The sequence below is a fragment of the Wolbachia endosymbiont (group A) of Melieria omissa genome, from assembly GCF_964031125.1.
Classification (GTDB): domain Bacteria; phylum Pseudomonadota; class Alphaproteobacteria; order Rickettsiales; family Anaplasmataceae; genus Wolbachia; species Wolbachia pipientis.
This window is the reverse complement of record NZ_OZ035007.1, coordinates 1,217,216-1,233,995: the sequence shown is the minus strand read 5'-3', so window position 1 is coordinate 1,233,995 and position 16,780 is coordinate 1,217,216. Positions and strand designations below refer to the sequence as shown.

Here is a 16,780-nt window from a genome sequence, read left to right as displayed (position 1 = left end):
TCTACTACCTTCTTCCAGCGACTAATTCTCTGGCATTGCCCGCAATTAATACATCATCTAACCTAGTTCTAGGTCCAGATAAACCTAAGCTTTGCGGTTCTTTTATATTATCCATTTTTAGTACGTTATTTTCATTATGTAGCATTTGGTGTATTGATTGATTTAGTGATACATCTAGCTTGTTATTAAATGTAGCCATAAACTTTTCAAATTTCTTCGGACTTAATTTACCAGCTTCTTCATCAGGACATGCTTTCTCTACATACGATTTTAAAATCCCTGAAATTTCATTGAATTTACCACTCATGACTTTTCTAGTAATTTCTTTCTGCATTTCCATATAATCAATATTTAATCGATGCATTGATACACCACTTTTTAATCCAGCTTGCTCTACTACTTTCTCAAATTCCCTTGTAATATTGAGTGCATAGCCCTGTGCTTCTAGTGGGGATATAGACTGATCTACTGTAGAAATATACTTCTGACCTGTAACTTTTCTAATTAATAAATCAAGTAACATTATTGTACCATTAAAATCAACATGTGATAGATAGTGATCTCCCATTTCTAGTATTATATTTCCGCTACTAGGTTTAAATTTAACAGGTGTTTGCCTTTCACGCGTTTGTTTTATATTTGCATTTACATAATCAATGTTGTCTCCAAAGAAACCTCCATTTTCTTGTTTTTTATCTGTACCATCAGATGGTAGTGTGGTACTTGTTGAACTACTATTACTTACCGAAGCTTTGGCAAATTGCTCATCAACTTGTGGTATTGAACTTGCAGTATTTGATGCTTCCTCAGATAAAGCAGCTCTAAACCCACCTACAGAACTTTTCACCCAACTAAACAAATCATTTATCCATGAAGATGGTCTTGTACCACTACTTGCTGTTATCTCAGGTTGATCACTTGAATCTATAGCAAGAGGTTTTCTTGACATATGATGATGATTGTGATCTCCATGGTGATGACGGCGTTTACGTTGTACAGGCTTTTCTCTTTCTTGATTAAGTTTTTCTAAGCACTGCACAACATCACTACATTCTTCATTTTTACTATGTTCTCTAAGTTTTTCTTTAGCAATATCTAGTGGTGTTTTACCATCCCTTTCAGTATCGATATTAGCCCCTCGACTGATAAGCTCTCTAACTTTAGGGAGATTTTCTTCTCTTACAGCAGTAAATAACTTCCTGTTTAATTGTTCATGTTCTAAAATTCTCACTATACGACCTTGTTGGCCAAGCAATAATGCATTATTGAGAGATCCTTGATTCTCTTCAAGAGTGTTCTTTGTATTAATAGCAATATCTAGCGGCGTCTTACCATTCTTGTTTTTAGTATCAATATTAGCTCCTCGACTGATAAGCTTTTCAACTCTAGAAAAATCATATTCTCTTACAGCAGTAAACAACTCTTTGCCTAATTGTTCTTGTTCTAAAATCTTGACTATATCTGTGTAACCTTTTTGAGTAGCTAAGTCTAAAGGTGTTTGGCCGTAAGTATCTTTAACCTCAATGTCAGCACCTCTACCAAGAAGAAGTTTAACTGTACTTGGCTTATTTCCTTGTACAGCTACATGTAAAGGTGTCCAACCATTATTAGTTCTATCGTTAATGTTATTAGCATCACTATCTAAAAAAGACTCAACTATTTCAGATTTATCATTATTTTGGGCAGCCAAATGTAAAGGTGTATCACCATATCTATCTTTAGCTCTAATGTTAATATTGCTATCAAGAAAAAATTTAACTACATCAAACTTACCGTAAGCAGAAGCAAAGTGTAAAGGGGTCCAACCATACATGTCTTTAGCCTTAATGTTAGCACCTCTATTAAGAAAAAACTGGACCATGTCCAGATTACCTTCTTGAGCAGCAAAATGCAAAGGTGTTTTACCATCCTTATCTTGAGCATCAATGTTAGCAGCGTCCAAGCTAGCACCTCGGCTTACAAGATCTTTAACTTTTTCAAAATCACCATCTTGTACTGCAGTCAACAATTGTTTATTTAGCCGTAATTCTGCTTGTTGTAAATACTCTACAACATTATCATATTGGTGACCTTTAGCCACATCTAGCGGGTTTCTACCATCCTTATCTTTAGCACTGATATCAGCTCCTTTACCTATAAGATACTCTACTACATCCAGACGACCATTCCAAGAAGCCCAGTACAGCGGTGTCCTGCCATCTTTGTCAGTATCATTAACACTCACTCCCTTACTAATAAGAAACTCTATAATGTTTTTACTATTATTCTCAGCGGCAACATGTATAGGTTTTTCACCAATAGTAGAAGTATCTGCAGCATTGATATTAGCTCCTTTTTCTATCAAGAATTTTGCAACCTCTAATTGATCAAACTTAGCAGCATAGTGTAAAGGTGCCCAACCATTTTTATCAGCCTCATCAACGTTTACCCCCTTGCTGATAAGAAACTCTATAATACTTTTACTATTATTTTCAGCAGCAACATGTATAGGTTTTTTACCAGCAGTAGAGGCGTCTGCAGCATTGATACTAGCTCCCTTATCAACGAGAAGCTCAGCAATCTCTAAACGTCCTCTCCATGCAGCATAGTGCAGTGGTGTATAACCTTGCTTGTCAGTATCATTAATACTCACTCCTTTGCTGAGAAGAAACCCTATGATATCTTTACTATTGTTCTCAATAGCAACATGCACAGGCTTTTTACCATAAGGGCCTTTATCTGCAGCATTAATATCAGCGCCTTTTTTTATCAAAAACCTTGCAATTTCTAAACGATCCTCAAATGCAGCCCAATGTAGTGGTGTCCAACTGTATATATCTGTAGTATTAACATTAGCATTCCGACTAACAAGATCTTCAGCTTCATTGAGATTACCATCTTGTACTGCAGTCAACAATCCTTCATCTAAATCTGATTGTACTTGCTCTATCATCTCCACTATATTTGTATAACCTTCTTGCATAGCCAAATCCAAAGGTGTTTTACCATCCTTGTCTTTAGCGTTAATATTAGCACCTTTATTGAGAAGAAGTTTGACTGTACTTGGTTTATTTCCTTGTATAGCTAAATGTAAAGGTGTTCTACCGTTATTAGTTATATCATTAATACCACTAAGATCTCTGTTCAAAATAAATTCAATTACTTCAAGTGTACTATCATGTTGAGCAGCTACATGCAAAGGTGTTTCACCATCTTTATTTTTAACCTTTAAGCTAGCTCCCTCTTCGACAAGATATTCTACTACTTTCACATGACCATTATTACAAGCGTTATGTAAAGGAGTATTATCACTATTATCTTTCGCTTCTAAACTAGCACCTTGGCTAACAAGAGCCTTGACTCTATTAAGATCATCACCGTTTACTACAGCCAACAATTCTTTATTTAAACCTGACTGTGCTTTTTTCAAAAATTCTTTTATATTTTCTTTAACAGCCAAGTCTAAAGGTGTGTTACCATCTTTATTTTTAGCCTTTAAGCTAGCTCCCTTTTCGATAAGATATTCTACTACTTTAAAATGACCATTTTGAGAAGCATAATGTAAAAGAGTGTTACCATTGCTATCTTTCACCTCCAAGCTAGCACCATGGCTAACAAGATCATCAACTTTATTAGGATCACCATTTTTCACCGCAGACAACAATTCTTCATCTAATCCTGATTGTATCTGCTTTATCATTTCTACTATATTTATGTAACCCTTGTGATCAGCCAACTCTAAAGGTGTTTTATTGTCTTTATTTTTAGCCTTTAAACTAGCTCCCTTTTCGATAAGATATTTTGCTACGTTAAAGTGACCATTATTACAAGCATTATGTAGAGGAGTATTATCATTATTATCTTTAGCTTCTAAATTAGCACCTTGAGCAATAAGATCTTCCACTTTATCAAAAGTGCCCTCTCGTGCATTGATTGACAATCCTTGATCCATCTGCGCTCTCTTCAAAAGCTCTATCATATCTCCTTTAGTAGCTAAGTCTAAAGGTGTTCTATCATTCTTATCTTTAGCATTGACACTAGCACCTCTATCAAGAAGAAGTTTTGCTACGTTCAACCTTCCTGCTTCAACAGCAAGATCTAAAGGCTTTTTATCATCTTTGTCTTGAGATTCGATGACAGCACCTTCATCAAGAAGAAATTGAGCTATATCCAAATTACCCCCTTGAGCAGCAAAATGTAAAGGCGTTCCCTGATACGTTATCTCATTATTAAATTTTGCACCGTTACTAATAAGAAGTTTGACCACACCCCATTTACCTGACTGAGCAGCATAAAGTATCGGTGTCCAATCACGCCCGTCTTGAACTTCGATACTTGCACCTCTGTCAAGAAGGAATTGAACCATATCCAAATTATTTCCTGATGCAGCAAAGTGTAAAAGTGTTTTACCTTCCTTGTCTTGAGCATCAATATTAGCTCCTCTATCAAGAAGAAGTTCTACCACGCTCCATTTACCTGATTGAGTAGCAAGAAATATTGGTGTGTACCCAAATTTATCTTGAACTTCAATATTAGCACCTCTATCAAGAAGAAGTTTCACCTTATCAAATTCACCCGCCTCGGAAGCAAGATGCAACAGTGTTCTGTCAAGTTTACCTTGAGCATTTATGTCTCCACTGTTTGGAACCTCTAAATGTATAGAACTCTCTTGTGAATTAACAATAGAACTCACATTATTTAATTTATCAATACTATCTGAATTATGTATTTTATCTACTTCATTACTTAATAATATCTCTTTGTCAGTAAATTTTATAGATAATGTTTTCATTTTAGGTTCTTTATAGAAATCTCTAAAATATATAATACACAACTCATTTGCTTCTATACCAGCATTAAAGGCATTGGTAACTATCAAGTCATATTTATCATGAAGGTAGGTATACCGCCCTGCTTTTTTAGATATAATTAGTTTACTATTTTCTTCTATGTCTTGAGGTCTTACTACAATAATTTTCTCATCAGAAATAAAGAATGAAGACTTTAAATCTAGATTACCATCTATTTCCACCGGTGCATTATCAAAAATAATTTGTAGTTTTTTATACCACTTATTTATAAGTGCATCCTTCAGCCTAACTGTTATTACATCTTGCTGCAAGCCGGTAGCTGATATAGATAACTTAATTAATAAATCATTTTTGTCTTTAATAATCGTTGGTGTCGGTTTTATACTCAAATCCCTATCTACTTGCTGTACCAGCTGATGTAAATCTAATATACTTCTTAAACTTTTCTTTCCATTGACATCCTCATTAATGATTACCTCTTGAATAGGGAAGTTTTCAATATCAAGTGTTTCATGACCTGAAGTAATTGTACATACATCGTTTCCGCTTAGAACAATATTTTTTCTCCCACTTGCATTGAGTTCACTACAAACATCTCTCCTCATAGAATCCGCAGCGTTGCTTCTCCCTCTATTATTTAAACAACTATCTAAATCTAACTTATTTTTTGACTGATTTAAAAAGGTGTGCCTTTCAACATCTTCAACTATAGCAGATATTCTACTTGCTATTTGCTGACTATTTTCTTCAGTCAATATTGACTGATAGTTTACTACAGTTTGATTATAACCATTTGATTCTTGTATACTACGTCTATTGCGAGTAGATCCACAATTTTCAATTTTCCACTTAAATTGACCACCTTTTCCATTTGAAGGCCAGGTAAACACATACCGCCTATCCCTGTCACAATTGTTTAAGTGGTACATACAATCATTATTAGGTGAGTACAAGTACCTTCCATACTTAACATTTTTTAGATACACATTACCCCCATCAAGCTCAACTTTCCACTTAAATTGATCATTATTTCTATTTGAAGGCCAAGTGAACACATACCGCCTGTCGCTGTCACAATCCTTTAAGTGGTACGTACAATCATCATTAGGTGAATACAAGTACCTTCCATACTCAACATTCTTTAAATATACATTATCGCCATTAAACTCAACCTTCCACTTAAATTGACCATTTCTTCCATTTGAAGGCCAGGTAAACACATACCGCCTATCCCTGTCACAATTGTTTAAGTGGTACATACAATTATTATTAGGTGAATATAAGTACCTTCCATACTCAACATTTTTAATACATATCGCTGAAGAAAATACTGCATTCCTCACTGATTCTGGTAATTTGTTTTTTAGCTTTTCAAGATAAGATTTCTCTTCTGAACTGACCCTAGGTATTTTCATGGTCTCTCTAATAGAGTAAGCTAATTTAAACATTGCACCATCATTCTTTGGTATTTTATCAAATACAGCTATATATCCTGGAATAAACTGGCCAATATAATGGTGACTGCTTATAAACTTTAATATTCCTTTTATACCTACACCTGCGTATGTGTCATTCACAGCTTCCTTAATTGCTTCATTAAACAACCTTTCATCGAAATTATAAACCTTATCTATAAGTTCAATAGTCGAAGCATTACGACTATGCAGCATACCATCCTTTAACACCTTTTTTGCTGCACTTTTTATTGAATCTCTTAAACTACTTATACAAGACTCTACCGATCTTTTTGGATTAGATGGAATATTTGCTTGGTTAACAACTTCCTTCTTTAAAAATTCAACCTGTTTTATCATTTTAAATGCATCATTACTTTTAGTCTTGATCCTGTTACAAAGAAGCTTGATTATATCTGAGTCATTATTGTAAGCGGCTAAGTACAGAGGTGTTTTACCATCGTTGTTTTTAGCCTCGATATCAGCACCTCTATCAAGAAGAAGATTAATTATGTTTTGCTTGGATTCTTCAACAGCCAAATGCAGAGGTGCCTTACCTTTCTTACTTCTAATTTCAACGTTAGCACCCTTATCTACAAGAAAGCTAACCATATCAAGATTGCCGTAATGAACAGCATAGTGTAAAAGTGCCCAATTATCATCGTTGCAACTAGTTAAGGCATTAATGTCACCTTTCTTCTCTAAAAATGATTTAAATATACTTTCGCTTAATTTCACATTACCGTTGTAAACAGCATAATGCAAAGGCGTCCATTTTTCCGAACACTGACTTTTATGTTCAACATCATCCTTACTTTTTTTAGCAGTTTTATCAAGAAGAGTTTTAACTTCATCCCATTTACCTTCATAAATTGCCGTGCTTACCAATGGTTTTAATACCCCCAATCCTGAAGTTATCATCCACTTATTGCACTGATCTATTATGTTTGAATCATAACCATTCAGCAAAAGGTTGTTTTCTAACTTTTCAAGCAATGTTAAAATCTGATTACTATTTGACGTTATATTTTTGAGTTCCTCAATTTGCTCTAAACTACAGGAATTTTCTGTAAAGCTAACCTGGTTTTGCAGTGAAGGAAAACCAAGACACTGATGTACTGGATCTCTATTTCCTCTTTCAAAATCGTCAACTGACATTAAACATTTAAAGTCGTTTTCTACTTTCAGAGTATATTTATCCCTATTCTGATAATTTTCTGAAGCTTTACCAATTAAATACTGTATTTTTCCTACCTCAGATAAGCTAAATCTACCTAATTTACGGAGTGTTATTGGTTCTAAGCCTGGATCAAATTCCAATGTAGAAATCCTATAAGATTCGTTATTATCCCAATCTTTTATATTGATCGTATGATTAGACTTCTTATCACGAAATATCAGATCTGTACCACTACTAGAAACTTCAACCTCATCCGGAGTAATATTCTTTAACATCATTACTCCTATGCGTTCTTTGTCTTCTCCTACGAAAGTAGAAACATTTTTTTCCAACTTTTGATTGTGCTGAATAACACTAGTAGAGTCACTAAAATCTTCAACATATTCTTTTACAATTCTTTCATAATCATCTCTAAGTTTATTCTTATGCTCCATTACATTATCAACATTTCCTAATAACTCAGGAGATGGAAAAAGATCATTGTTATTCCAGAGAGAATAGGAAATATTCTCCCATTTACTTCGATCAGTATAAAAACCTTCTATTCTAATGATAAAAGGATTTCCACTTTCTCTTATTAATAAAAGATCTTCTCTATCTTTATATTTCTCAATATCTTCAAGACGAGAATCTATTACTACATGATCACCTTGAAAATCCTTAGATAACAAAAACATATTCTGAGTTTGTGTAGCCTGTAAAAAAGGAACTAATTTACCCTTTCCCGAAGAAGAGGGAGAACAAGACATTGATTGTATATTGGGGATAAAAGTTTCTCCTTTTTTGTTCATAATTATAAGATGCCTATAATTAGGATCTTGAAAGTAGTTTTTCACTCGAATGTTACTATTATTGTATTTTAAATACAGATCACATTGCTGAATTGAAAAATCTTTCTCAACTGCCGACATAAATAGTGTATCTAGTTTTTTATCACTTGAGTTATTATCAATTTTAACTTCTCTACTATTTATATCATTACCAATAATGTATACATCACTTCCTTCTCCGCCTCTAGCAAACATGGTGCCTTGATCAAAGTTAATTACATCTTCTTCTGAAGAACCAAAAACCATATGTAGAACTGCACTATTACCCTGATTCTGTACTCTATCTCTGATAACACTAAAGACTTTGTAATCCTTGTTATTGTTTAGAATTTTCTTATAATAACTTGCAACATCGTCAAAATTATCTAAGGAATGTTCTGAATGTAATTCAAATGAAGTAATTTTTATAGCTGATGAGTCCGATCTTTCAATCTTAGGAACAATATTACTACCATTTTTATCTATTAGTACAAAGTGAGGTTTATTACTGCTTTGTTCGACATAATTTTTTATATCAAGAGTAAATTGATTATTTTGACCAAAATTTATTTTTAAAGATAAAGTATTACTGCTTGTAGAATAAGTGATTTGATCACAATCACCTAATAAATCAATTTCCGGAAAAATTATAGTTCCTGTTCCATCTACATCAATTTCTGAATATAAACCCTTACCTTTGTAGTCTGCAGCTTTTACGTAAAAAGTATAGTTGCTCTTTCCACCCTTGACTGTAGTATACGGCAAAATAATTACTTTTTTGCAATTTTCAACTATATCTTTCTCATTGTTGTTAGAGCCACCACCACTATCTATGATAACCTCACGATCATCGATTCCTGTAAAGTGTTCAGAGTAACCCATGCACAAAATCTCATCCACCTTGTTCTTTCTTCCAACATAGTAATAATTAAAGATGCCATTATTATCAATTTGATCATTGATTAACCAACGACCATTTACTCTTGCCTTTAATGACCCAGAGGCATTAGGCTTAAAACGATAGTTAACGTTCATTCCTATAACTGGATCTTTCAATTGGCTTAAATCAAGTATATTAACAGTGTTACTTCCACCAATAATTTTACCTGAGAAGTCAGCGTTATTTACAACAAACCTATTTACTACCTTATTACTACCACCAACTATTTCTGCTGTACTTGAGTCAATTAGAAAATTATTGTTCCATTCATCACTTCCTATGATGGTACCTTTGTCTACATTGCTTAAATCATAAACAATTGTTTTATCCTTTTGTTTTGCTTTTACCCTATTATCGTGACTAATAACCACTGAATTTTCACAATAATACGAAGCAAAGTCGAATGAATTTTTTGTACCTTCTTTTTCATAATCTTGGTCAGTAACCTGTGGTAAACAAACCCTGCTAGCACCTTCAATACTATGAGGTATAATACGTGAAAGATTTCTTGTATTGGCTCTTTCTGCTTTATTCATAAGAATCTTTGCATAATCTGGACGAAGGGTATTACCGCTTACTTTTCCAAGACCAATACCATAAGCAACAGTACTATTAGGGCTATTATTTAAAGCTTGCCTCACTCCTTTAGCTAAACTATTAACTGTGTCTTTCCTAGCTGCAAGATGCTGCACATCAGCTGCCATAGGTTGAAAAAGAAGTGTACGCCAAAAAATACTCCAGTTCTCTCCATGGGTTGTATCATACTTTTTCTCATACTCTATGATATTGCTGACACCACTATAAATTCCATAACCTACCATGAGCCCAAATCCAACTGCAATACCAACCACCGGCATACTTGCTGCTGTAAGAGCAACACCAGAAACAAACGATACACTAGAAAAGGATATAGATGCTATATTATCTCTTATCTCCTTTTCTCCACATGGATTATCACTATCCTCTCTTTTTTTACAATCAACAAGATTACTTGCTGACATACCTATATCAACATTATCAAAAACACCAGCTATAGCTCCTGCCGTACCTTTTGCTATTGTACTTCCAAACTTTACACCTGCAATCCGAATAGCAAATTTTGTCTGTTTACCCAGAGTGCCTGATACAATTTTTCCTGCAACCTTTTCAGCTGATGCTACAACTTTTGGAGTAATTTTAACCATTACATTCTCAATTGGTTGAGACGCAAAAGACCATCCTATCCCACCTAAATTTAATCCACAATCTGTTGCTGTTCCATCCTTACAAGACACAATGGCACCATGGATTCCTCTTATTAATTGTATCCCACCTGCAGCATTCATTAATCTGCTTTTTAATTTCGGGCTTTTTATTAAACCACTATTTTGCTGTGAAATGTCACCGTGCAAATTCTTAATACGTTCATTTTCAATATAACGTCCGTACCCTTGATCTTCAACTACCTTATCAAATAAGTACTTATGATTACCTTCGATATTTTTGTCTCCAACAAACTCTACTAGCTGAGCATTTTTCTTTTCACCTTGACTACTTTTGACATAAGTTAGGAACTTTTCACTATCAATTATAATCTTATCTATATTATTTTCATCTACCCTTCCCTTAATAAACTTTTTTACATCACCCAATGAAAATAAACAAGGATTAATACTTCTTCTTTTTCTACTACCTTGTTTTACACAATTATTCAGGTCAAATTTCTTTCTAGGTGCTTGTGTTTCAGCAAGTACAGTCTCTAGATTAGCTATACGTTGTGGATCTATACTTAATCTGTCTGAAACATCTTCTCTCGTGCGTATAAAATAAGCTTCATCTCTTCCTTGAACTTGCAAACGGTTACGTATTTCATCAGGAATATTACTTCTACTTCCTTGCAACACAGCATTAATACCTCTAGCGTTTTCTAACGCCCATAAGCCACAATTATAACCATCTCTTTGTTGAGTAACAGAAACACCATTAACGGTAATTTGAGCCTGTTGTAAAACTTGACGAATATTATCTGGAACACTATTACCCAACGAGTCTACATAGTATCCATTATACTGCCCATTTTGATAGGCAACGACCAACGTAACCCAGTGATTATTATCTAAATTAACAATTAAAGTTAATGGCCTTCTTTCACCTCTTGTTGTTACGCTATCTTGAAACTGTTGTAATTGATTAACTATGTGTTCTGGTGATCCCACTATTTCAAATAATGTATCAGCTCCATAACCGTATTCTATTCTTGCAATATCAGCTATATCATGTTGTTGCAGCCAATAATGATAATCTTTTTCTGCTGTTGCAGATTCTAATGTACGTAAATTCTCTTCTTGTATACCAATATTTTTAAGTCTCTGAGTTATCTCTTGTATTCCTTCTAAATGTTTTCTCTTAGCTATGTCAATAGAACTATGAACTACTATAGCAGGAACAAACTCATCACTCGTTAATATTAAAGAATTTTTATCTTTAGCTTTCACATTAACAACTACGCCCATGAAAAACATTTTGTCACTATCTGTTATTGTTTTCAGTGCTGCCCCTTTAGCATATCTAACATTTTGTTCTTTTGTTAATTTATCAACTTCCTGTTTTAGCTGATCTTGATTTAAGTTTTTATCTATAAGCTTAAATTCCAGCGCTATAGGAGTATATTCTTTAGTACCCTGAGGCGAAGGACCAATACCTTGAATTACCATATCAACACGACCACCTGCTCCTACTTGAAATTCAGGTATGATTACAATTTTCGCAGAAGTCTCTTTTAGCTTCAAATCACTATAACCACTAAGCAAGCCATTAAGCACAGCTTGTAATCTTGCTTCATTAGTAATCAAATCTTTAATAGGATAAATTGCATCTGCTATCTCAGTAAGTAGCCTTTTATAATCTGGTAATAAATCTTTACCATCAGAAGAAGTAGCATGCTGAGAAGTGATTGCCTGATCAAATTTTACCTTTAATTCATCAGAATTAGGTATCTTAAGAAAACTACCTGTAAATTGTTGATCGGCACCACTTGGTTTATATTTACTTATCTGTTCTATTTTAAAAAGGTCTTCAAAAGATAATCCTGTTTCATATTTTTTTAGACTCATTTTAATTTCTACGGCATTTCCTACTTTTCCTATTTCAGGTATGTTCAGTACTGGAATTTTTTTATCAGCATAGAATTCCTTTGTATTGGACTCTCGTATATGAAAAATGAATGCTGTTTTTTCTTGTCCTTCATTACCTTGAACAAGTATTAATGTCATAACTGGGCTTTTAGATAAAGTGTATTCTGTTCCCTGAGGCCAGTTCAGCGGGTACTCATCATATGAGTATATATATTTTTTAATGTTACTTTGATCTTGACCAATCTTGTTGATTAAAATTGATTGACCTAATATATCTCGACTGAAATAGTAATGATCTTTTGTTTCTTTATTTGCTGGAAAAGTATGGTATTCACTTGATAATAAACCTGCTATTTCTCGCTTAAAATCTTCTTCAGAAATTTGTTGATTATTCCATCTGTGAGCTAATTTTACAAAATCCTCCATCAAAGAAGAAGGTTGTTTAATGGGTTTTACTTCAGTTTTAAAAGGTTCTTTAAAATCTAAATTTAACCCAACAGCAATGGCATCACCTGCATTGGTTAAAATCCGCATCTTATTTGGTCTAAAACCTTCAATGTAACCTTTAGCTTGCTCCAGCGCATCACTTGGATCAACTTGTCCTTCAGTTCCAGCCTTGAGTTCAATAAGAATTGGGACTGAATCAACAGCACGATTAGGCCCACGAACAAGCAAAACAATATCAGCGTAACCTCCCCCAGCAAACTGCTCCAGATAGAGTTTGGTATTATCACGATATCGAAAGTTATCAAATATTCCTGCTACAAAGCCATGTTGATCGGCTTCGCGAGCTTTAATACCATAAACATTACCTTGTAAATTTAAATTAGTATGAACTTCTTTTATGTAAGTTAGAATTTCTTTAAGATTATCCTGAACTTGATCTATTTCTGCATCTGGATTAACAAGCTTTTCAATATAATTTTCTAGATAGACAGATTTACCTAACTTTTTTGTCACTTCCTGAAACTTTATTGTAGGCTCAATGGGTTGATCTACAATTTTCTTTTTACTTTCTACCTTAATATTTATTTTTTCATCTTCTCCATCACTCTTTAAGGTATATCCCTTTTCTGAAGTCATTCTAGATAACTCCTTCCTGGCATCATCACTAAGATCTTTACCTTGCTTACCTAGAAATTGCTTGACTTCATCGAAAACCTTACCTTTTAGTTGATCACGACTAATCTCAATTGTTTTAACATTACCATATACATTCTTAGCTTTATACTCTAACACACCATCACTTTTCAGATATAAGTATAACTTCTTTGATTTAACATCTTTGTCTGATTTAGGTTTGCTTTTTACTAACTCATACTTATCTTTCAAGATTTTTATTACATCAATTTGAAGCTTACGCGCATCTGATTTAGTATAATCTCTACCCATCACATTCTTCCACTCACCTGTGGTGAATTCGAAATTCTTAGTATTTGTTTGTTTAGAATGTTGAGCTTCTATATCTTCAGTGAAAATAAAAACATGTGTTTTGGACTCTGTTTCTGCTACAACCTTTAAAGTTCTTGCTCCCTCAAAACGAAAGTGCAATTTTTTTATGCCTAGCTTGTCATTAAGTTTAGTATCTAATACACTAGAAAAAGAACCTAAGAATCTATGGGGAAAAAAGCCAGGCTTTTCACTAGAATGTAAATAAGATTGTATTTGATCAACCAACGACTGATATCTTGCTTCAAAAGATTGATCTACTGCATTAGAAGTTGAAGAATCTACTTTCCCCAAAAGCAACTCAATTAACTCGAAACCTTGTGGTTTTTCTTGCTGTTGATTGTTATTAACCATAACTAGCCCCCGATTTTAACCCTTTACAAATTTTATCCTCACTAAGCTCTTTGCATGCTTTCGTTTAAGTCTAAGTAACTGAATTTCCTAAAACAGAAACACTATACTTTGCTTCTAATATCAGTAACTTCCTGTTTTACAGATTCTACATCTAATGATGAACTTGGTAACTGACTATCACCTGCTCCACAATCCAATTGCGTGTTTCTAACTCTAATAAACACCTCATACTCTGACTTGTTGCGTTCCATAATAGACTGCATTTGCTCCTGACTAAGAGAATTGATAATTTCTGATACTACTTTAGTAGCTTTGTTGTCCTTGATAAGATGAACAATTAAATCTCTGGATGATAATCTTATGCTTAGATTATGTAAATAGTGTTGTCTATGAGCATCAAAGCCAGGACAATTCCACATAGAGGCAAGCATATCACTGCCAGATTTAACAAAATTATCATCTGGTGCAGAAACAAGCGAGTTTAATGCTGAAAACATTGATGTACTATAAGCTTCAGGAGATAAATCTTCTGGCTTTAAATGTTCAAATAGCTTTCTAGCATTTTCAAAAGAATGATTTCTTCTCAATATACCTAAAGTATAATAACACCCATGTTGTTTAAAGTCCCTTTTCAATAATTCATGGTATCTGTCAACATCAAGACGACGTAGGCAAAAATCAACCATTCCAACATTGTCAGTAGAAAAACGCCCCTTATTATACGCTACTTCCATTAATAAATCTTCTTTCCTTTTTGGAGACACAGAATCAATTGACTGTAACTTATTCCAAAAGAATTCCAAAGCTTCAACATGCTTTTCTATCGTTGCACATCTAAAAGCATAAACGTATGGATGCTCGTTATTTAATTCTAACTGATGTTCCTGATTATTTATGGCGTGTGACCAGTAGACCATTAAAGCTCCTTTATCACATCCTTTAACTAAACTCTCTACTGGTTTACTACCTAATGTTAATTTAAATTCTTCAAAAATAGCTCTTATCTCGTCCTCAAAACAACACCAGCAGGCAATTCTATAGCGGTCAAAACTATCAAGGAGTTTTTTTTGCCCACCCTTAAACTCCAAAGTTAACAATCTTCCTCCCACAGCATACCTGTTGAGCCTAACCTGATCTGAAGTATCTCCTATCGGCATTTGCCAACAAGTTTCATCCTCTAAAATTTCCTTAAGAAAAGGCGGTATTATTGTTCTGTCCCATTCACGCAACAATGTCTGATATGCAATACAATACCTCCTAATCTCCAACTCTTTCAATCCTTTATGAGGATCATCTTTTTTAATGGAAGTCAGTAATATCTTTTGTACATTTTCGTAATCCATACTGAACCCCTATAACTAACAAGATTTAACATATTTTGTTTATACTACTTCACTCTTAAAACTTGTCAATTAGTATTGTAGGATTTTTTCTAATCCAAAGTAATATTTCGATAAAAGCGTTTTAACAGGCTCAATATAAGATCTTTATATTAGCTATACACATTTTTGGAATTTGGTTTAATTTTTTTCAAACTATAAGTCCAACGTATATCAGTAAGTAGAGTAGACGAGAATTAAAGTAACCTGTATGATTAGAAAAAGATTTTTCTTATTTCATCTTAATTTTGCAGATGTATAGTATTTCTTTATTTAGAGTTTTTATTTTCGCTTTTTTTTATTTGCCACTTCTTGCACAAGAAAGGCTGGATGTTTTTTACGATCCAGAAAGTGATTTGCAGCTACCAATACCTGGTAATATGATTATAGATGATGATAGTACTGCCCTGATAGCTCATTACGAAAATGACTCTCTCATAAAAGACTCAAGAAAAGTTGTCTCATTCGAAATTGATAAGTCTGATATCTACCACTATCGGATAAGAGGAGATGTGCTAATTAGCAAGGATAATCTTTTAGAAGAAACATGTTATAGTAGTTACCAAACATTCATGCCTATTGACGTTAAGGAAGACGTATTACCAGATAAAATATTGATAGATGGATATCACTTTATATATCTTCATGGAGGTGATGCTGCAGCAGGTACTACTTATTATACATATATATACAGAGGTATGGTTAATAAAAAGTGCGTTTTCTTTGACATTCACTCACGTAAGGGGAATCCTTATAACTACTTAGACACTACTGATGATGTATCTTTTGTACAAAATGTATATCGCTCTTTTAATGATGATATTGAAACTGTGAATAATATTATAAGAAATGCAAAATTTAATATTAATAAATAAGTCTACTAAAAGGTAAAAAAGGATTACTTGCTGTGATCCCTATAAAGTTTTTGTCACTTGTTGGTTAAATTAAAGGGCCAATAATATTGTAGAAAATTTTAGACTTGAAATAGTTTTCAATAAAGGCCTCTTGATAAGGTCAATCTGATCTTTCATTTTTTTTAAATTCTGTTTTTTATAATACGCTTATTAATTCTTCCGCAAGTAAATCAATATTAATTTAGCAAAATATATTATTAAGATCTCAAGCAAAATAACTATTTCTAGCACTCAAAATCAGCTATTGAGAGAAGAGTTTGTTTTGGGATGCGCTGGTCTTCCAAACGATACATACGAACTTTTTTATATGGTGATTTTATTATACGCTGAAATCACCTATATTGGCTTACTTTCGCTAAATCTACATATGAACTGTTTTGCCTAACTTTGTTGTAAAA

The 16,780-nt window shown here is 33.5% G+C and carries 3 protein-coding genes; 1 reads left to right on the top strand and 2 read right to left on the bottom strand.

Annotation, left to right across the window (positions count from 1 at the left end; all coding sequences use genetic code 11):
- Nucleotides 1–4 precede the first annotated feature (4 nt).
- On the bottom strand, nucleotides 5–14,089 hold the full coding sequence (locus ACQH2Q_RS05720) for an ankyrin repeat domain-containing protein (protein ID WP_425383447.1): 14,085 nt from the start codon (nucleotides 14,087–14,089) through the stop codon (nucleotides 5–7).
- Between the two features lie 101 nt (nucleotides 14,090–14,190).
- Nucleotides 14,191–15,432 carry a hypothetical protein gene (locus tag ACQH2Q_RS05715; protein ID WP_425383446.1) on the bottom strand — a complete coding sequence of 414 codons (1,242 nt, stop codon included), beginning with the start codon at nucleotides 15,430–15,432 and terminating at the stop codon, nucleotides 14,191–14,193.
- Between the two features lie 290 nt (nucleotides 15,433–15,722).
- Here ACQH2Q_RS05715 and ACQH2Q_RS05710 point away from each other — a divergent pair, with 290 nt between their 5' ends.
- A complete protein-coding gene (locus ACQH2Q_RS05710) occupies nucleotides 15,723–16,343 on the top strand; it encodes a hypothetical protein (protein WP_425383445.1) in 621 nt (206 codons plus the stop codon).
- Nucleotides 16,344–16,780: the final 437 nt, after the last annotated feature.

Excerpts from the sequence above, each read along its gene's own strand:
- ACQH2Q_RS05720 (WP_425383447.1), bottom strand. The coding sequence starts at position 14,089 with ATGGTTAATAACAATCAACAGCAAGAAAAACCACAAGGTTTCGAGTTA.
- ACQH2Q_RS05715 (WP_425383446.1), bottom strand. The coding sequence starts at position 15,432 with ATGGATTACGAAAATGTACAAAAGATATTACTGACTTCCATTAAAAAA.
- ACQH2Q_RS05710 (WP_425383445.1), top strand. The coding sequence starts at position 15,723 with ATGTATAGTATTTCTTTATTTAGAGTTTTTATTTTCGCTTTTTTTTAT.